At 59.0% G+C, this 18,849-nt stretch carries 19 protein-coding genes; 17 read left to right on the top strand and 2 right to left on the bottom strand.

Going from position 1 to position 18,849, the window contains the following annotated elements; all coding sequences use genetic code 11:
- Complete coding sequence (locus tag JNO48_06720) at nucleotides 1–1,194, top strand: aldo/keto reductase (GenBank protein QTE69580.1); 1,194 nt, start codon at nucleotides 1–3, stop codon at nucleotides 1,192–1,194.
- 43 nt (nucleotides 1,195–1,237) lie between these two features.
- On the opposite strand, the gene JNO48_06715 is transcribed toward JNO48_06720, so the two are convergent.
- On the bottom strand, nucleotides 1,238–2,362 hold the full coding sequence (locus tag JNO48_06715) for a zinc ribbon domain-containing protein (GenBank protein QTE69579.1): 1,125 nt from the start codon (nucleotides 2,360–2,362) through the stop codon (nucleotides 1,238–1,240).
- Between the two features lie 217 nt (nucleotides 2,363–2,579).
- Here JNO48_06715 and JNO48_06710 point away from each other — a divergent pair, with 217 nt between their 5' ends.
- The 10 genes from JNO48_06710 to JNO48_06665 all read left to right on the top strand — a co-directional run bounded on the left by JNO48_06710 (nucleotide 2,580) and on the right by JNO48_06665 (nucleotide 10,912).
- Nucleotides 2,580–2,999 (top strand): ATP synthase subunit I, encoded by a 420-nt coding sequence (locus JNO48_06710; protein ID QTE69578.1) that lies wholly within the window; start codon nucleotides 2,580–2,582, stop codon nucleotides 2,997–2,999.
- A 67-nt stretch (nucleotides 3,000–3,066) separates the two neighbouring features.
- Nucleotides 3,067–3,924, top strand: a complete 858-nt coding sequence (locus JNO48_06705; protein QTE69699.1) for a F0F1 ATP synthase subunit A — start codon at nucleotides 3,067–3,069, stop codon at nucleotides 3,922–3,924.
- A gap of 24 nt (nucleotides 3,925–3,948) precedes the next feature.
- Complete coding sequence (gene atpE, locus JNO48_06700) at nucleotides 3,949–4,233, top strand: ATP synthase F0 subunit C (GenBank protein ID QTE69577.1); 285 nt, start codon at nucleotides 3,949–3,951, stop codon at nucleotides 4,231–4,233.
- A 15-nt stretch (nucleotides 4,234–4,248) separates the two neighbouring features.
- Nucleotides 4,249–4,761, top strand: a complete 513-nt coding sequence (gene atpF, locus JNO48_06695) for a F0F1 ATP synthase subunit B (GenBank protein ID QTE69576.1) — start codon at nucleotides 4,249–4,251, stop codon at nucleotides 4,759–4,761.
- On the top strand, nucleotides 4,748–5,278 hold the full coding sequence (gene atpH, locus JNO48_06690; GenBank protein ID QTE69575.1) for an ATP synthase F1 subunit delta: 531 nt from the start codon (nucleotides 4,748–4,750) through the stop codon (nucleotides 5,276–5,278). Before atpF ends, atpH begins: the two co-directional genes overlap by 14 nt.
- The gene (atpA, locus tag JNO48_06685) at nucleotides 5,275–6,768 is read left to right on the top strand and encodes a F0F1 ATP synthase subunit alpha (protein QTE69574.1); all 1,494 of its coding nucleotides are present in this window, start codon (nucleotides 5,275–5,277) and stop codon (nucleotides 6,766–6,768) included. The genes atpH and atpA overlap by 4 nt, the downstream gene beginning before the upstream one ends.
- Before the next feature lie 3 nt (nucleotides 6,769–6,771).
- Nucleotides 6,772–7,584, top strand: coding sequence for an ATP synthase F1 subunit gamma (gene atpG, locus JNO48_06680; protein QTE69573.1), 813 nt, complete (start codon nucleotides 6,772–6,774; stop codon nucleotides 7,582–7,584).
- Between the two features lie 349 nt (nucleotides 7,585–7,933).
- The gene (gene atpD, locus JNO48_06675) at nucleotides 7,934–9,337 is read left to right on the top strand and encodes a F0F1 ATP synthase subunit beta (protein ID QTE69572.1); all 1,404 of its coding nucleotides are present in this window, start codon (nucleotides 7,934–7,936) and stop codon (nucleotides 9,335–9,337) included.
- An 11-nt stretch (nucleotides 9,338–9,348) separates the two neighbouring features.
- Nucleotides 9,349–9,594, top strand: coding sequence for a F0F1 ATP synthase subunit epsilon (locus JNO48_06670; protein QTE69698.1), 246 nt, complete (start codon nucleotides 9,349–9,351; stop codon nucleotides 9,592–9,594).
- 58 nt (nucleotides 9,595–9,652) lie between these two features.
- Complete coding sequence (locus tag JNO48_06665) at nucleotides 9,653–10,912, top strand: M18 family aminopeptidase (GenBank protein QTE69571.1); 1,260 nt, start codon at nucleotides 9,653–9,655, stop codon at nucleotides 10,910–10,912.
- On the opposite strand, the gene JNO48_06660 is transcribed toward JNO48_06665, so the two are convergent.
- Complete coding sequence (locus tag JNO48_06660) at nucleotides 10,907–11,377, bottom strand: GNAT family N-acetyltransferase (protein QTE69570.1); 471 nt, start codon at nucleotides 11,375–11,377, stop codon at nucleotides 10,907–10,909. The genes JNO48_06665 and JNO48_06660 overlap by 6 nt on opposite strands.
- 150 nt (nucleotides 11,378–11,527) lie before the next feature.
- Here JNO48_06660 and JNO48_06655 point away from each other — a divergent pair, with 150 nt between their 5' ends.
- The 6 genes from JNO48_06655 (at nucleotide 11,528) to JNO48_06630 (ending at nucleotide 17,845) form a co-directional block, all read left to right on the top strand.
- Nucleotides 11,528–12,079, top strand: a complete 552-nt coding sequence (locus tag JNO48_06655; protein QTE69569.1) for a 5-formyltetrahydrofolate cyclo-ligase — start codon at nucleotides 11,528–11,530, stop codon at nucleotides 12,077–12,079.
- A 69-nt stretch (nucleotides 12,080–12,148) separates the two neighbouring features.
- Complete coding sequence (locus tag JNO48_06650) at nucleotides 12,149–13,042, top strand: 4-hydroxy-tetrahydrodipicolinate synthase (protein QTE69568.1); 894 nt, start codon at nucleotides 12,149–12,151, stop codon at nucleotides 13,040–13,042.
- Complete coding sequence (locus JNO48_06645) at nucleotides 13,039–13,782, top strand: 4-hydroxy-tetrahydrodipicolinate reductase (protein ID QTE69567.1); 744 nt, start codon at nucleotides 13,039–13,041, stop codon at nucleotides 13,780–13,782. Before JNO48_06650 ends, JNO48_06645 begins: the two co-directional genes overlap by 4 nt.
- A 3-nt stretch (nucleotides 13,783–13,785) precedes the next feature.
- A complete protein-coding gene (locus JNO48_06640; GenBank protein ID QTE69566.1) occupies nucleotides 13,786–14,763 on the top strand; it encodes a diaminopimelate dehydrogenase in 978 nt (325 codons plus the stop codon).
- A gap of 343 nt (nucleotides 14,764–15,106) precedes the next feature.
- Nucleotides 15,107–16,816, top strand: coding sequence for an extracellular solute-binding protein (locus JNO48_06635; protein ID QTE69565.1), 1,710 nt, complete (start codon nucleotides 15,107–15,109; stop codon nucleotides 16,814–16,816).
- A 72-nt stretch (nucleotides 16,817–16,888) separates the two neighbouring features.
- Complete coding sequence (locus JNO48_06630) at nucleotides 16,889–17,845, top strand: sugar ABC transporter permease (GenBank protein ID QTE69564.1); 957 nt, start codon at nucleotides 16,889–16,891, stop codon at nucleotides 17,843–17,845.
- Nucleotides 17,846–18,849: the final 1,004 nt, after the last annotated feature.

The raw sequence follows: 18,849 nt of genomic DNA, 5'->3' as shown, positions 1-18,849 counted from the left end.
ATGCAGTATCGGAAGGACCGGAACGGCCGGGACATCTCCGCACTGGGATTCGGATGCATGCGCTTCTGCCGGAAGGGCACGGGTATCGACCAGGAGGAAGCCGAGCGGGAAATCCTGCGGGCAGTGGAGCTGGGCGTCAATTATTTTGACACGGCGTATATCTATTCGGGCAGCGAAGCCTGCCTGGGCGAAGCGCTGGAAAAGTACAGCCTGCGCGGCAAAGTATATATCGCGACCAAGCTGCCGCAGTATATGATCCGCAGCCGCGAGGCGATTGACCGGTATTTTGATGAGCAGCTGAGCCGCCTGCGGACCGACCATGTGGATTTCTACCTGATGCATATGCTGACGGACCTGGACGCCTGGCAGAAGCTGCAGGCGCTGGGGATCGAGGACTGGATCGCGGAGAAAAAGCGGACCGGTGCAATCGGGCAGATCGGGTTCTCCTTCCATGGCAACACGGCGACATTCCTGGAGATCCTGGACGCGTATGACTGGGATTTCTGCCAGATCCAGTACAACTATATGGACGAGGTTTCCCAGGCCGGACGGAAAGGCCTGCAGGCCGCCGCGGCCAAAGGAATTCCCGTGATTATCATGGAACCGCTGCGGGGCGGCAAGCTGGTGAACCTGCTGCCGCAGGAGGCAAAACGGCTGATCAACGCCGATCCGGCGCATCGGAGCCCCGCTGAGCTGGCATTCCGCTGGCTGTGGAACCAGCCGGAGGTTACGTGTGTGCTTTCCGGCATGAATTCGCTGGAAATGCTGGAGGAGAACTGTCGTACTGTGTCAGACGCACTGCCCGGCTCCTTTACGGACGCGGACCGCGCCCTGATCGACGGGGTCCGGAAGGCAATCAACGCCGGAATCCGCGTCGGCTGCACCGGATGCGGCTACTGCATGCCGTGCCCGCAGGGAGTGAACATTCCGGGAACGTTTTTCTGCTACAACAAGCTGTCGACCGAAGGACGCGTATCCGGACTGCGGGATTACTTCCAGTCCGTAGCCATGCGCAAGGAGCCGGTATTCGCTTCCCAGTGCGTCGGGTGCGGAAAGTGCGAGAAGCACTGTCCCCAGCACCTGCCGATTATCCAGGAACTGAAAAACGCAGACAGGGCGCTGCGACCCTGGTGGGTGAAAGGCGCAATCAGCGCGGCGCGCTGGTGGCTGTTCAAAAGGAAACGGAAAGCATAACAAAACGCGGGTGACTGAGTCACCCGCGCTTTTACTGTCTGTATTACCGGATCTGGACAATATCAGCAATTTTGTTGCCTTTTTCATCGGAAATATACGGTTCCGCACCGGTGCGTTTTGCGGTGATGAAGATGCTGTCACCCGCATTGAGGTTCATCCAGTCCTTTTCTGCCAGGCGGTATTCGGCGGTTTCGCCCTTGCTGTTCGTCACCGTGAAGCTGTAAGCCTCGGAGCGCTTTCCCTCCCGCTCGTTTTCCTCCAGCGTATATTCCGGCCAGGCGGTTTCGTGATTGTCCCCGGAGGAGGTCACATCGCGCCCGGGCGACCAACGCCAGATGGTATAGTAGTATTTCGTCGCGTAGCGGGGAACCTGGGCATAGACCGGTTCATCGATGGTCTCCGTATAGTATTCGGTTTTGTAAACCGGGCGCTCATGGGGGACTTCCTGCATGTAGCCGTTGCCCATATCCTCGTAAGTGTAGTAGGTTTCATAGTGGTCCAGCACCCGGCGGGAGCGCTCGACTTCCCGGGGAATATAGCCGGTGAGTACAGAATCTGAGTGGTGGTATTCCTCTTTCTGATCAACCAGTTCCGCGCCGGCCGGCAAAGCCCAGCCGGATTCGCTGTACTGGATGTTCTTCTCAATATTGATGTTCCGGACCCAGTTCAGCGCGGTGACCTTCAGGTCGCCGGCGGTTTTGTTTCCGTTCATCCAGGAGAACAGCAGGATAATTGCCAGAACGACAAGGGCGAGAATGAACAGCGGCTTTTTGCTGCTCTTCTGCGGAACCGCGGTATGCGGTTGGGCGGCCAGCTCGGCTTCTTCGCGCTCCTTCCGCTTTTTCAGCTGGTCGAAGTAGTTGCTTTCCGAATCCTTGCGGCTGGAACCGCAGTTGCTGCAGTATTCGGCGTTGTCGCTGTTGAGGGAATTGCAGAAGGAGCAGTACCAGTCCGGATTTTTACTGACGTATTTTGCCTCATCCTCCGACAGGTACTCGATATCGCCGCGCTCATTCTCCTCGCGGATCTCGCCTTCGGTATAGTTTTTCATGTAGAATTTGACATCCCCGCGGGCCCGGCCGCAGGCGGGACAGTTCTGCACGTCGCCGCGGATCTCTTTCGTACCGCAGACCGGGCAGTCCCAGTAACCCATGACAAGCTTTCCCATATATAACTCCCTTATATCCGGATGTTGAAGCGAAATTTTACCAATATCATTTTACCGCATTTCCGGGCGCTTTGCCACTTCTTTTTTTTCGCCTTCCGCTTTGCCGTTTTCTGTTGATTTTTCTCCATTTTCACCGGAGGCTATGGTTGCAAAAAGAGGGTTGATTTGTTACAATATCCGTTAGGTTGTATAACAGGGAAGGAGGGCCTTTTCGGGGATGGATCCGGCTGTAAAAAAGGAAACCGGGTATATTACCGTATGGGTGCTTCTGCTGAGCCTGCTGATGGAAGCGGTATTCCTGATCATCCGTCAGTGGGATCTTTCTGTGCTGTTCGGAAACCTGGGCGGCGCCGTGCTGGCGGTGGGGAATTTCTTCCTGCTGGCCTATACGGTCAGCCGCGCGGTGGACAAGGGGAAACCCGAGGAAGCCGCCCAGCGGGTGAAGGCGACAGCCACCCTGCGCCTGATCGGAGTCGGCGCGCTGAGCGCGCTGCTTATCGGTGTGTTCAAAACCAATGTTTTTGCAACGCTGATTCCGTTGCTTTTCCCCCGGGTTGCCATCGCGTTCCGGCCGATTCTGGACCGGAAACGCGGAACAGGGAACACGGGGACGGAAGGAAGTGATCTGATTGACTGAGAAAGCCGCTCCGGCGGTGGACGTGAAAAGCGCGAAATTCCGCCGGGTGGACCACGCGCTGATCGCGATGATTATCCTGCCGATCCTGGCGCTGATTGTGCTGAAGGTGCTGTTTACACCGGCAGCCGGGGAAGGCGTCCAGATTGCCGGCGCACTGGTGTTCCTGGAGATTCCGGCGCCGCTGATGCCGATTTACCTCTCGGAGAGCCAGGTAAACTCCTGGGGCGTGATGATCTCGATCCTGGGACTGTGCCTGTACCTGACCCACGGCCTGACCGCGAAGGCTGAGCTGAAGCGCCAGCTGGTGGCGGAATGGATGGTGGAGAAGTGCGAAGCCCTGGTCCGGAACAACATGGGCGGCTACTTTAAGGAGTGGGCTCCGTTCATCGCGGCGATCATGGGACTGAGCGCGTTCAGCAGCCTGATCTGCCTGCTGGGCCTGTTCTCGCCGACAGGCGACGTGAACATCACCTTCGGCTGGGCGATCCTGGTGTTCTTCATGATCATGTACTACAAGTTCCGCGGCGGCGTGTGGAACTACACGAAGGGCCTGTTCAAGCCCATTCCCGTGTTTGCGCCGATGAATGTGATCGGCGAATTCGCCACCCCGGTGAGCATGGCCTTCCGTCACTACGGCAACATCCTGAGCGGCGCGGTGATCTCCGCGCTGATCGGATCGGCGCTGACGGGGCTGAGCAAATCGGTGCTTGGATTCCTGCCCGGATTCCTCGGGGACATCCCGCTGCTGCGGGTGGGTCTCCCGGCGGTCCTGAGCATTTACTTTGATGTATTCAGCGGCCTGATGCAGGCGTTCATCTTTGCCATGCTGACGATGCTGAATGTGGCGGGCGCCGTTCCGTGGGATGACTGGAACGCCCGCAGGAAAAAACAAAACAAACCGGAAATCCAAAATACGGCCGCGTAAGGCCCGAAAACGGAGGAGACAAACATGTTGGAGCTTGCAATGGGTATCATGCTGGGACTGCTGGGACTGGGTGCCGGATGCGCGATGATCGCCGGTATCGGCCCTGGTATCGGTGAAGGCAACGCCGTGGCCAAGGCCTGCGAAGCCATCGGACGCCAGCCGGAATGCAAAAGCGATGTGACTTCCACGATGATCATGGGCTGCGCAATCGCCGAAACGACCGGTCTGTACGGCCTGATCGTCGCGATCCTGCTGATCTTCGTGGCACCGGGCATCTTCACCGGCATCCTGAAAGACGCGATCAAATAATCCGAGAGGGCGCTTATGTTTAACTTAGATGTGATTTCCGTCAACATCTGGCAGATTCTGGCCTCGCTGGCGAACCTGCTGCTTTTGACGTGGATCCTGAAACGCTTTTTGTTCAAGCCGGTGAAGAAGATCCTGGACGCCCGGCGTGCCGCGATTGACGCGGATTACGCGCAGGCCGCCGCCGCGAAGGCGGAGGCGGAGGAAGACCGGCTGAACTATGAGGCTGCCATGGCGGCCGCGCAGCAGACGTCGGACCAGATTATCTCCGATGCGACCCGCATGGCGGAGCACCGGGGCAGCGAAATCGTGGCAGAAGCCCGGGAAAAGGCAACGGATATCCGCCGGCAGGCGGAAGCCGATGCCCTGCTGGAGCGGAAAAAGGCCGAGGACGACATGAAGCGGGAGATCGCGGACGTGTCGGCGCGGCTGACCGGGAAGCTGCTGCAGCGTGAGATCAACGAAGAGGATCACCGGGCGCTGATCGATTCCTTCCTGCAGGAGATAGGAACAGAAAATGACAACAACTAACAGGGAATATGCCGAGGCACTGTTTGAGCTGGCTATCCAGGCGGAGCAGGCGGATGAAACGACCGCCGGCCTGGAAACCGTGATCAGCGCGGTAATGCAGGCGCCCGAGTTCGGGCAGCTGCTGGCCAGCCCCGCCATCGGCAAGGAAAAACGGATCCAGGCCCTGGATGAAGCCTTCGGCGGAAAAGTGCCGCAGGTGCTGATGGGCGTGCTCCGCATGATGGTATCCCGCGGCCATATCTCGGGCCTGGAAGCAATGGGCCGGGAATATGACGCGCTGGTCCGCCAGTACCGGGGAGAATCCGTTGCCTACGTTACCTCTGCGGTTCCGCTGAAGGAAGCGGAAGCTGTCGCGATCCGGAAGGAAATGGAAAACCGGATCGGCCACGGGGTTACGCTGCAGTGCCGGGTGGATCCGGCCCTGATCGGCGGCGTCCGCGTGGAAGTGGACGGCAAGGTGATCGACGGCAGTATCAGGAACAAACTTGAGCAGATCAAGGAAGTGATGAATTCGTGAGCTCCAAGGCAGTAGAAATCAGCAGTATTATCAAGGAGCAAATCCGGCAGTACGAATCCAAAATTGAAATGAAGGAAAACGGCACCGTCATTACCGTCGGCGACGGTATCGCAACGGTGTACGGTCTTCGTGCCTGCATGGCCAACGAGCTGCTCCGATTTGAGGACGGCAGCTTCGGTGTGGCGCAGAACCTGGAGGAGGAAACGGTGTCCGTCGCAATCCTGAGCGACAAGGATACAATCCGTGAGGGTTCTGTGGTGTACCGCACCGGTGAGCCGCTGAGCGTACCGGTCGGCGAAGCGCTGCTGGGCCGCGTGGTCAACGCGCTGGGCATCCCGATTGACGGCAAGGGCCCCGCGGAGACAACCGAGATCCGGCCTGTGGAATCCCCTGCGCCGGGCATTATCCAGCGCAAGGGCGTCAGTGTTCCGCTGCAGACCGGTATCAAGGCAATCGACAGTATGATCCCGATTGGCCGGGGACAGCGCGAGCTGATTATCGGCGACCGCCAGACCGGTAAAACCACCATTGCGGTGGATACGATCATGAACCAGAAGGACACGGGGGTCATCTGCATCTACGTGGCCATCGGCCAGAAGCGTACGAGCGTTGTGCAGATCGCGCAGGAACTGGAAAAGGCCGGCGCGATGCCCTACACGATCATCGTTTCCGCATCGGCGGCGGAAAGCGCCCCGCTGCAGTATATCGCGCCCTACGCCGGCTGCGCCATGGCGGAATACTTCCGCGCACAGGGCAAGGACGTGCTGATCGTCTATGACGACCTGAGCAAGCACGCGGTGGCTTACCGCGCACTGAGCCTGCTGATCCGCCGGCCTCCGGGACGTGAAGCATATCCCGGCGACGTGTTCTACCTGCACAGCCGGCTGCTGGAACGCGCGGCCTGTGTGGCGCCGGAATACGGCGGAGGTTCCATTACCGCCCTGCCGATCATTGAAACCCAGGCGGGCGACGTTTCCGCTTATATCCCCACGAACGTCATCTCCATCACCGACGGCCAGATCTTCCTGGAAACCGAACTGTTCCACAGCGGTATACGGCCCGCCATCAACCCCGGTATCTCGGTCAGCCGCGTCGGCGGCGCTGCCCAGATCAAGGGTATGAAGAAGGTGGCCGGCGAACTGAAGCTGCTGTACGCGCAGTACCGTGAGCTGCAGGCGTTTGCCCAGTTCGGCAGCGACCTGGACGCGGATACCAAGGCCCGTCTTGCACTGGGTGCCCGGATTGTGGAAGTGCTGAAGCAGAAGCGCTCCCGCCCGGTCCGGGTCGGCGGCCAGGTGGCGATCGTCTATGCGGTCATCAACGGCTACCTGAACGACGTGGAGCCGAAGGATGTCGCGGCATATGAGGACGGCCTGTATGAATATCTCCAGGCCCGGTATGAAGACCTGCTTGTCCGTATTGAGCAGGGCCAGTGGGAAGCCTCCGACGTGGAGACCCTGAAGGAAGCCCTGAAAGGCTATAAGAGGTAAGGCATGGGCGCAGATATCAAATCCCTGAGGAGCCGGATCCGCAGTGTGGACTCCACGCTGCACCTGACCAGGGCCATGGGCCTGGTGGCTTCCTCCAAGATCCGCCGGGCAACCCGGGATATGAACCGGACCCGCGAGTACGTATCCGCCATGGACAGCGTGGTGGACCTGCTCCGCGCCGCGCCGGAATGCGAGCGTTCGCCGTACATGCAGCCTTCGGGCGAGGGAATCCGGCTGATCGTGATTGCCGGTGACCGCGGGCTTGCGGGCGGCTATAACGCCAATGTGTTCCGCCTGGCAGCCACGGTAAAGGCTGACGAGGTGATCGCCATCGGGAAACGGGCCTGCGAGCGGTTCGGACAGGAGGTCATCTCCTCCGAAAAGGTGCCGTCTGTCAAGGTGAAGGAAATCGCGGACCGGCTGTGCCGGGACTTCGTGGAGGGAAAGTACGGGAAGCTTGGAATCCTGTACACCCGGTACCGGTCGATGCTGAGCCAGGAAGCCACCCTGAAGTGGGTGCTGCCGCTGGAAAAGACGGAAAAGACCGGGAAAGCGGAGCCGATTTTCGAGCCGGACGAGCAGACCGTGCTGAACGGCGCGGTGCCCACCTATGTGAGCGGCCTGATCAGCGCCTGCATCCGGGAAAGCTTCGCCTGCGAGGTGGCGGCCCGCCGGATGGCGATGGACTCCGCCGGCAAGAACGCGCAGGAGATGATCGACCGGCTGCAGCTGCAGTACAACCGGGCACGGCAGAACTCCATTACGCAGGAAATCACAGAGATCGTCGCAGGCAGTGGCGTCGGCGACAATCGGTGATTGAAATCTCGCCGACGCCACTGTCAGCCGAAACAAGCGGTCTCCACGGTGTGGAGCCGCGCCGATTGAGGCTGCGGAATGCGGCGTCGGCGACAATCGGTGATTGAAATCTCGCCGACGCCACTGTCAGCCGAAACAAGCGGTCTCCACGGTGTGGAGCCGCGCCGATTGAGGCTGCGGAATGCGGAGTCGGTGACAATCGGTGATTGAAATTTCACCGAATCCGCTGTCAAACTCTAAGGAGCAAGCTCCCCGGTGGGGAGTTGCGACTATAGAGTTTGTGGAATGCGGCGTCGGCAATCATCAGTGAAAGAGTATCAAGCGAATAAGACAGAGAGGAACGATCGCTTTGGATAAAGTGTACACGGGTATCGTAGCACAGGTCATGGGACCGGTCGTGGACGTCCGTTTCGGCGAAGACCACCTGCCGGCCATCTACAATGCGCTGACCCTGCCTGTCGGGGACAAGACCCTGACCGTGGAAGTGGCGCAGCATATCGGTGATAACACCGTCCGCTGCATTGCCATGGGTTCCACGGACGGACTGCAGCGCGGCGTTACCGTGACGGATACCGGCAAGAGCATCTCCGTGCCGGTGGGCCGGGAAACGCTGGGCCGGATTTTCAACGTCCTGGGAGACGTCGTGGACGACGGCCCGGCCGTTGAAACCGAGCAGCGGTGGGATATCCACCGTCCGGCTCCGACCTATGAGGAACTGAGCACCTCCACGGAAATCCTGGAGACGGGCATCAAGGTCATCGACCTGATCTGCCCCTACGCCAAGGGCGGCAAGATCGGCATGTTCGGCGGCGCCGGCGTGGGCAAGACGGTTATGATCATGGAACTGATCAACAACATTGCCAAGCAGCACGGCGGCCTGTCCGTATTCACGGGCGTCGGCGAGCGGACCCGTGAGGGTAACGACCTGTACTTCGAAATGAAGGAAAGCGGCGTGCTGAAGAACACCGCGCTGGTCTACGGCCAGATGAACGAGCCGCCGGGAGCCCGTATGCGCGTCGGCCTGTCCGGCCTGACCATGGCGGAATATTTCCGCGATGAGGAAAACCAGGACGTGCTGCTGTTCATCGACAACATCTTCCGTTTCACCCAGGCGGGCAGTGAGGTTTCCGCACTGCTGGGCCGCGTGCCTTCCGCCGTTGGCTACCAGCCCACACTGGCAACCGAGATGGGCCTGCTGCAGGAGCGCATTACCTCCACGCACAAGGGTTCCATCACCTCCGTTCAGGCGGTTTATGTTCCCGCGGACGACCTGACCGACCCCGCGCCGGCCACGACCTTCGCACACCTGGACGCCACCACGGTTCTGAGCCGTTCCATCGCCAGCCAGGGTATTTACCCCGCGGTGGATCCGCTGGATTCCACCAGCCGGATCCTGAGTCCCGAAGTACTGGGCGAGGAGCATTACCGGATTGCCCGCGAAGTGCAGCGGATCCTGCAACGGTACAATGAGCTGATGGATATCATTGCCATCATGGGTATGGATGAACTGGCTGAGGAGGACAAGCTGCTCGTTACCCGTGCCCGGAAGATCCAGCGGTTCCTGAGCCAGCCGTTCTTCGTCAGCGAAAAGTTCACCGGACTGCCGGGCGTGTATGTCCCGCTGAATGAAACCCTGCGGGGCTTCCGCGAAATCATCGAAGGCAAGCACGACGACCTGCCGGAGAGCGCGTTCCTCTTCGTGGGAACCATTGACGAAGCCGTGCAGAAGGCGAAGAAAGGCGGTAACGCGTGAAAACCTTCCCATTGACCATTTCCTCCCCGGACGGCGACCTGTTCCGCGGGGATGTGGAGATGCTGATTGTCCGGGGTACGGAGGGTGACCTGGCTGTGATGGCCGGGCATGTGCCCTTTGTGACGGCAGTCGTGCGCGGAAAATGCGCGGTCATCATATCGGACAGCGAGCGGAAGGAAGGCACCATCGAAGAAGGCCTGCTGACGGTGGACCCGGAGCAGGTGACAGTGCTGACCAGCGCGCTGGAATTTGAATGACAAAACGGGACGGGCGGAATACTGCCCGTCCTTTTTCGACAGATCGGAGGAATGAGGTATGGACCTGATGGAACGGTTCCTGACGTTTGCGGAGCAGTCGCCGACGGCGTTCCACGCGGCCGCGCACCTCGCGGAGATGCTGCGGGAAAACGGCTATGAGGAGCTGAAGGAAACGGATCCCTGGCTGGTGGACGCCGGCGGAAAATACTATGTGGTCCGGAACGATGCGGCGGTGATTGCCTTTGCCGTGCCGGAAACCGGATTCGCGTCCTTCCGCATAGTAGCGGCGCACGGGGATTCCCCGTCGTTCAAACTGAAGGAGAAGTTTGAGGACCGGAACGACAGCTATATCCGCGTGAATGTGGAAAGATACGGCGGCATGATCATGTCCACCTGGCTGGACCGGCCGCTTTCCGTAGCCGGACGCCTGGCGGTCCGGGAAGGGGACAGTGTTGTTTCGCGGCTTGTGAACCTGGACCGGGACGCGCTGCTGATTCCGAACATGCCGATCCATTTCAACCGGGAGGTCAACACAGGATACAATTTTGACGCCCAGCGGGACATGATGGCCCTGTACGGGGAAGGCGGCGCCGCGGGCGGACTGATGCGGGAAATCGCGGAGGCTGCCGGAACGGAACCCGAACAGATCCTGGGCCATGACCTGTTCCTGTACAGCCGCCAGAGCGGCAGCGTCTGGGGAGCGGATGACGCGTTTTTCTCCTGCGGGCGGATTGACGACCTCGAATGCGCGTTTGCCGCGGTGACGGCGATGATCCGCAGCAATCCCCGGGACGCCATCCATGTCTGCGCGGTGTTTGACAATGAAGAGGTGGGCTCCGGAAGCCGCCAGGGCGCGGACTCCGGATTCCTGTACGACGTGCTGACCCGGACGGGATTCGCATTGGGCGCATCCGACGGGGAGATCCGCGCGGCGATTGCCGGAAGCTATATGGTTTCCGCAGACAACGCGCACGCGGTGCACCCGAACCATCCCGAGAAGTATGACGCGCAGAACCGCGTCTACATGAACAAAGGCATTGTGATCAAGCACAATGCCAGCCTGAAATATACAACGGACGCGATGGCGTCCGCGAAGTTCGCACTGATCTGTGAAAAGGCAGGGGTTCCGGTTCAGCACTTTGCCAACCGGTCCGACATTGCCGGCGGATCCACGCTCGGGCATATCTCCGGCACCCATGTTTCCGTGGAGTGCGTGGATATCGGCCTGGCCCAGCTGGCAATGCACTCCGTGTACGAGACGGCAGGAACGAAGGACCTGCCGATGCTCGTGAAGGCGCTGGAGGCGCTGTGGTCATAACCGCTGTTCCATGGTGGTATACAGCGGCGACATGCCCAGTTTTTCATAAAACCCGAAGGCTTTCTCATTAAAATTCCACGCGTGAAGCGTAACCCGGCTGCAGCCGCCCTCGCGGGCTGCCTGCACCGCCCGGTCATACAGGAGCCGCCCGATGTGCTGACCACGGGCGGCTTCGTCTACGCACAGGTCGTCAATATACAGCGTGCGGACCGGCCGCAGGGAAGGCGTCTCCCTGGTTTCCTCAAAAACGCAGAAAACGTATCCCAGGACTTCTCCTTCCGGGGCATAAACCCAGACCGGCCGGCTGTCATCCGCGAGGATGAGGCGAAGCTCGTCATCCGTATATTTGATTCCGCCGGATTTGAAAAGGTCCGGCCGTCCGTCAGCATGCAGCTGGTTAACCTGGAAAAGCAGTTTCCGGATGCCGGGGAGATCCCGCTCTTCCGCCCGCCTGATATCTGCCATATGAAAAGCTCCTTCCGGTTCAGTTGAGTTCAATATATCACGAATACGACAGAAAAACAGCCGGAAGCCCATGAAAAACAAGCGGAAAACATTGATTTGCCGGGGGAGTATGGTACAATAACGCGTCGGAAGAGAAGGGAGGGATCCGGGATGACAGGGGAAGAGCTGCGCCAGGCAAAACAGCGCCTCCGGCGGGAAATCCGGATCCAGGCGGCCCGGCTGACGGAAAAGTACCGGCGCGAGGCGTCGGAACGGATCGTCCGGCAGGTGCTTTCCCTTCCGGCCTACCGGAAAGCCCGGACGGTGATGGCCTATGTCAGCCTGCCCGGCGAGCCGGATACCCGCCTGATCCTGGAGGATGCCGCGGCGCACGGCAAGACTGTGCTGCTGCCCAGGTGCACCGGACCGGACCGGATGGAAGCGCTCCGCTTTCCCGGATGGGACAAAATGGAAAAAAGCCGGATGGGGATTCCGGAACCGCCGGAGTCGGCGGAGGAGACCCCGGAAGCTGACCTGATCCTGGTTCCATGCATGACCGTATCCCCGGAGGGCGTTCGGCTGGGGCATGGCGCCGGATATTATGACCGGTTCCTGGCCAAACGGAAGGCCGAAACGGTCTGCCTGTGCTTCCGGCAGCTGGCCCGGGACCTGGTTCCTGCCGGACCGGAGGATTACCGGATCGGCCGGGTGATCACAGACTGACAGTATATTGACGCTGACCGGCACAAGGAGTAAACTGAACCTGATATGTACCCGGGGAGGTATCCGAATATGAGCAGTACGGTATTTACTGGCGCGGCAACCGCCATCATTACTCCGTTCACCGCGGACGGAGTGGATTATGACGCGTTCGGGCGGCTGATTGATTTCCAGATTGAAAAGGGAATCAACGCGATCGTCGCGGCCGGAACAACGGGCGAGGGAAGCACGCTGACCGACCGGGAGCATGAGGAAGTGATCGCCTTCTGCGTGAAGCGGATTGCCGGACGGGTGCCGCTGATTGCCGGCACCGGGTCCAATAACACGGCGCACGCCATCGAACGGACGAAGACCGCCTGCAGCGCGGGGGCGGATGCGGTGCTGCTGGTGACTCCCTATTACAACAAGACGACCCAGCGGGGCCTGGTCGCGAGCTTTGCGGCGATTGCCGACGCGAGCAGCGTGCCCTGCATCCTGTATAACGTTCCTTCCCGGACCGGGCTGAACATGCTGCCGGAAACGCTGAAGGAACTCTCCGCACATGAGCGGATTGCCGCGGTCAAGGAAGCCTGCGGCAATGTGAGCCAGGTCGCGAAGGAGCGCCTGCTGTGTGGGGACGCGCTGGATATCTATTCCGGCTGCGACGACCAGATTGTGCCGACGCTGAGCCTCGGCGGCAAAGGCGTTATTTCCGTTATATCCAATATGATGCCCGCGGAGACCGCGGAGATCTGCGAGCGCTTCTTCCGGGGAGACGTGCAGGGGGCGGCGGAGCTGCAGCTGCGGATGCTGCCGCTGATGAACCAGCTGATGATTGAAACCAATCCGATTCCCGCCAAGGCGGCATGTGCCGCGATGGGCTTCGGGGAAAACCGGGTACGGCTGCCCCTGGTGACCATGGAGGAAGGAAACCGGCAGAAGATGCTGGGCATGATGCGGGAGCTGGGACTGGAGGTACAGGCATGAGAATTATCCTGAGCGGATATACCGGACATATGGGGCGGGAAGTCCGCGCGAGCGCGGAACGCGCCGGCTATCCCATTGTAGCCGGGGTCGACGCGATGGCGAAGGAACCGGACGATATCTGTGTCCTGTCCTTTGACGACTGCACCGCGGAAGCGGACGTCATTATTGATTACAGCCATCATTCCATGACTGGGAAGCTGCTGGATTTCGCGGAGAAGCGGAACCTGCCTGTGGTACTGGCAACCACCGGTCAGACGGAGGAGGAAAATGCCCGCATCCTGGAAGCGGCAAAGAAGATTCCGATCTTCCGGGCGGCGAACTACAGCCTGGGAATCGCGACGCTGGCCGACCTGGTGAAGCGCGCCCTGGCCCTGTATCCGGATGCCGAGATCGAGATTGTGGAAAAGCATCATGACCGGAAGCTGGATGCACCCAGCGGTACGGCCCTGTCCCTGTTCAATGCTGTGAAGGAAGTCCGGCCGAACGCCGTGGCGAACCTCGGCCGCTCCGGCATGGGGAAACGGACGGAGGATGAGGTGGGAATCCACGCGGTGCGCATGGGCAATATCGTCGGCATCCATGAGGTGATGATCGGCACGCAGAATGAGATGATTACCCTGAAGCACGAAGCATTCAGCCGCGGCGTGTTCGCGGATGGCAGCGTGAAAGCAGCCGCATTCCTGGCCGGAAAGCCGGCGGGCCTTTATGATATGAAGGATTTACTTCGCGAGGGGGACTGACAGATGAAGATCGGTATTTACGGATATGGCAACCTGGGCCGCGGCGTGGAGCTGGCGATCCGCCAGAACGCGGATATGGAGCTGGCCGGCGTATTTACCCGCAGGGATCCCGCGGCGGTGAAGACGATTACCGGCGCGCCGGTTTACGCAGCGGCGGATGTGAACCGTTTTGAGAATGAAATTGACGTGATGATCATCTGCGGCGGCAGCGCATCCGACCTGCCGGAGATGACGCCCGCGCTGGCGAAGCATTTCAACGTGATCGATTCCTTTGATACCCATGCCCGGATTCCGGAGCATTTCGCGAATGTGGATGCCGCAGCCGCTGAAACCGGGCATACGGCGCTGATCAGCGCCGGCTGGGATCCCGGCCTGTTCTCGCTGGCCCGCCTGCTGATGAATTCCGTGCTGCCGGACGGGAAGGATTATACCTTCTGGGGCCGCGGCGTCAGCCAGGGCCACAGCGACGCGATCCGCCGGATTCCCGGCGTAAAGGACGCCCGCCAGTATACTGTACCGGTAGAGGACGCGCTGCGCCGGGTGCGCAACGGGGAAAACCCGGAGCTGACCACCCGCCAGAAGCATACCCGGGAATGCTACGTGGTGGCAGAAGAAGGCGCGGACAAGGCCCTGATTGAAAAGCAGATCAAGGAAATGCCCAATTACTTCGCGGATTATGACACCACGGTCACCTTTATCACGGAAGAAGAGATGAAACGGGACCACGCCGAGCTGCCCCACGGCGGCCAGGTGATCCGCGGCGGCGCCACCGGAAAAGACGGCGGCCACCGCCATGTGATGGAGTTCTCCCTGAAGCTGGATTCCAATCCGGAATTCACCGCCTCCGTCCTGGCCGCCTGCGCCCGGGCGATTAACCGGATGCACAGCCGGGGAATGAATGGCTGCAAGACCATCTTCGATATTGCGCCGGCAGACCTGTCCCCGATGGATCCGGCAGAGATCCGGAAGAAGCTGCTGTAAAGCCCGGACCGCAACAATTGAGCGCTCTCTGATGAGAGCGCTTTTTTGCGCGAAAAAACGCGCATCATCCGCATTTTTTGTCATCAAAAAAGCGGACAACCGACCAGATGGTTTCGCAAAAAAACAAAGTAAATACACATGCGGCGGCCGGAAGAACAAGAAATGAGCACACTCAGAATGTGCAAACGGTTGCGCATCCAAAAAGCAATAAACGAGAATAAAAAACGCAACAACTGAATAATCATGACCGTGTTTTACATTGTGAGAGTATGCATATCTTGCGCATAATAAAGACAAACCGGCGCAGGAATGCGTCAGAAAATTAATAATGGAGGAGACCATCATGAGGAAACTTCTCGCGACCCTGCTGGCGCTGGCCATGGTGCTTGCGCTCATCCCCGCGGTGATGGCTGAAGGCGATGCCCTCGAACCCATCACTCTGACTGCCTTCATTGGCGACCCCGGTGATCAGCCTGCTGAGGACAACAAGATCTACAAGCTGATCGAAGAAAAGTTCGGCGTTACCTTCGAGTTTGAATATCTCGCTGGCAACCTGGACGAGACCCTGGGCGTGAAAATCGCCGGCAAGGACTATCCGGACCTGTTCTGCGGCGGTAACAGCGCGGACCTGATCATCAGCGGCGGCGCTCTGATCAACCTGCTGGACTACATCTCTGCTGAGAAGACCCCCCGTCTGTGGGCGCACATTGAGCCCCAGAAGGCCCGCCTGATCGACAAGGATGCTGACGGCAACGACGTGCTGTACATCATCCCCAACTACGGCCTGGCTGACGGCGACCAGATCGTCAACAGCGTTGGCGGCCCCGCCTTCTTCATCCAGAAGCAGGTTCTGGCCTGGGCCGGCTATCCCCAGATCAAGACCCTGAATGAGTACTTCGACGTTATCGAGCGGTTCCTCGATGCGAACCCCACCGATGCGAACGGCACCCCCTACATCGGATTTGCGATCCTGTGCGAAGACTGGCGTCATTTCTGCCTGATCAACCCCGTGCAGCACCTGATGGGCCGCCCGAACGACGGTGAAGTCCTGATCGACCCGAACAGCCTGTACTTCACTGAAACCTTCATTGACAAGCCCTACGCCAAGGCCTACTACAAGAAGCTGAACGAAGAATTCCAGAAGGGCCTCATCGAGCAGAGCACCTTCACCGACAGCTACGATGCCTATATCGCGAAGATCTCCAGCGGCACTGTGCTGGGCATGTTCGACCAGGCATGGGACTTCGGCAGCGGCTCCCAGGCCCTGACCGATGCCAAGATGTATGAGAACACCTACGTTGCGCTGGGCCTCGTTTATGACGAAGCGGACGTTGAAGGCGTTGCGATGCCCACCCCCAACTGGAAGATCGAAGAGCACTACGTGAACGGCAGCCTGCCGAACGTACGCCGCGGCTACGGCATCTCCATCAACTGCCAGTGCCCCGAGCGCATCGTTGCGATGTGGGAAGAAATGCTGTCTGACGAGTGGCAGCTGATCTTCAACTGGGGTATTGAAGGCGAAGACTACTACATCGAAGACGGCCGTCTGATGATGACTGAAGAACAGTACGCCAACCTGTCCAACAGCACCTGGAAGCTGGAGAACAAGGCTGACGGTATCTTCACCAACAGCCCCAAGAAGCAGGGCTACATCATGAACGACATCCAGGTTGGCGACCAGGTTGTGCTGGCCGGCAACTGCTGGGAGCCCGGCAACCAGCCCGAAATCCTGTTCGGCCTGATGAACGAATATGACAAGGAATTCCTTGCGGCTTACGGCTACAAGAAGTTCGGTGACTTCGTGAACCCGCCGATCGAACTGGCCAAGTACGGCGAAGCCTGGCAGATCAACTATGATCCCGTGGACAAGGAACACACCAAGTTCCTGCAGGTTCAGGATCAGCGGCTGCCTGAGCTGATCATGTGTGATCCCGCCGAATTCGATGCCAAGTGGGATGCGTTCGTTGAAGAAATCGGACCGTCCGCAAAGGCATTCGGAGACTATATGCAGCTGGCTGTTCTCCGTGAAGTTGTTAAGGTTCTGGACAAGTAATCCGAGTCAGACCCTGCCAGGGGAGAGAGCCTTCTCTCCCCTGGCCTTTTTCAGAAGGGAGTTGTTCACCGTATGACCAGTGTGGCAATCAAGCCGACGCGTAAATCGAAGTTTTCCAAAATAATGAGCAGCCAGTGGCAGCTGATGCTGATGTCTGTGCCCATGCTGCTGTATGTGCTGCTGTTCAATTACGCGCCTATGTGGGGCTGGCTGGAAGCGTTCAAGGATTATTCCGACAAAGCCACCCTGGCCCGGGGGAATGCGCAGTGGATCGGCCTGGCGAACTTTGATTACCTTTTCAACGATCCGCTGACAAAAACCGACTTCCTGCTGAGTATCCGGAACACGCTGGCCATGAGCGTGATCAACCTGGTATTCGGCACGGTGTCCTCCATCCTGCTGGCGGTCCTGCTGAATGAAGTACGCAACAAGGCTTTCAAGCGCACGGTGCAGACGGTAACATACCTGCCCCACTTCCTGAGCATGATCGTTGTGGTCAGCATCGCGCAAAACGTTTTTGCCACCAACGGTCCGCTGAACAATTTCCTGATGAGCATGAACCTGGTCAAGACCGAAGTGTTCTGGCTGGGTGATAAGAAGTATTTCTGGTGGCTGGTCGGCATAATCAACGTCTGGAAGGAAGTCGGCTGGAATACAATTATCTATATTTCGGCCATGACAGCCATTGACCCCTGCCTGTATGAGGCGGCGGCGATTGACGGTGCGGGACGTTTCCAGCGGATCCTGCATGTGACGCTGCCCGGTATTAAATCCACCTTCGTTATCCTTCTGATCATGAGTATCGGCAACCTGATGAATGCCGGATTCGAAATCCAGTACCTGCTGGGCCGCGGCGTGGTATACGATGTGGCCAGCACCATCGACATCTTCGTGCTGAAGTACGGCACTGAGAAGCTGAACATCGGCGTGGCTACGGCAGCCGGCATGTTCAAGAGCGTGGTTGCCATCATCCTGCTGACAATCGCGAACATGACAGCCAAGGCGCTGGATGAGGAGACGCTGATCTGACGGAACGGCGCGCAGCCGGCGTGCCGGTGAGAATGAAACCGGAAGGCAAGGAAGGTGTACGTATGAGCACGTTAAGCGAAGCATCCCAGAAGATTCAATTTACCGGAAGAAAAAAAGGAATCCGGGATATCCCGGAAACCATCAAAAAAGGCTACCGGATGGCGCCGGGCCAGCTGCGGTTCTGTGCAATTGCGGCTGTGGTTCTGCTTGTGGTGGTCTTTATCGTCATGACGATCACCGGCAACAAGGCAGCCAGCAATGTGGTGATCAATGAAGAGGCATTGGTGCTGCAGGACGCCGTAAAGGCGGAACGCATTGAGGCACTGGATGCCAAAACCATTGCGCTTGCAGAGAACCCGGTATATGACGGGAACGGAAAACGCCTGATCCTGACAGAGAAGGTTGTTACCTCTAAAAATTACTGGGTTACGATGGCACCGGAAAGCGAAATCACCGCATACGAAAGTGTGATCGGCGAAGGACGCTTTATTCCGATTGAGAAATTCGAAAACAACAGTATCTGGATTACCATGGCCAGCGATGATGAAATGAATAAGTGCATTGCAGCTGTGGAAGGATCCGGCCTGGTTCCGCTGAAAGCCATGGAAAACCTGGACTGGCTGAACCGGGGAACTGATGAAGAAAATAAAAAAGCAGCCGAAGCGTTCGGAAACATGGAGTTTATCCAGTTCGAAAAGCTCGGGACCACCAGCATCCGCCTGATCCGGGGAACGGAAAGCGAAATCAGCGCGGCGGAAGACGCCTGGGGACATAACCGTCTGCTGCGGATCTGTGCGATCCTGCTGCTGGTCCTGGTCGCCGGGGCGTATGCCTTTACGATCAAATCCGCGAAAGCGCAGAAATTGTCCGTTTCCACCCTGCGGATTCTCCGCCTGGTGATCCTGATCATTGCCGCAGTGCTTGTGGCAGGGGTGGTTTACCTGACCGTCCGGATGGACATTGAACAGGACCGGCTGGTCCGCCAGGGACCGATGATTATGGTG

The organism is Clostridiales bacterium, assembly GCA_017569285.1.
Taxonomy (GTDB): domain Bacteria; phylum Bacillota; class Clostridia; order Christensenellales; family Aristaeellaceae; genus Aristaeella.
This window is presented reverse-complemented; position numbering and strand designations above follow the sequence as displayed.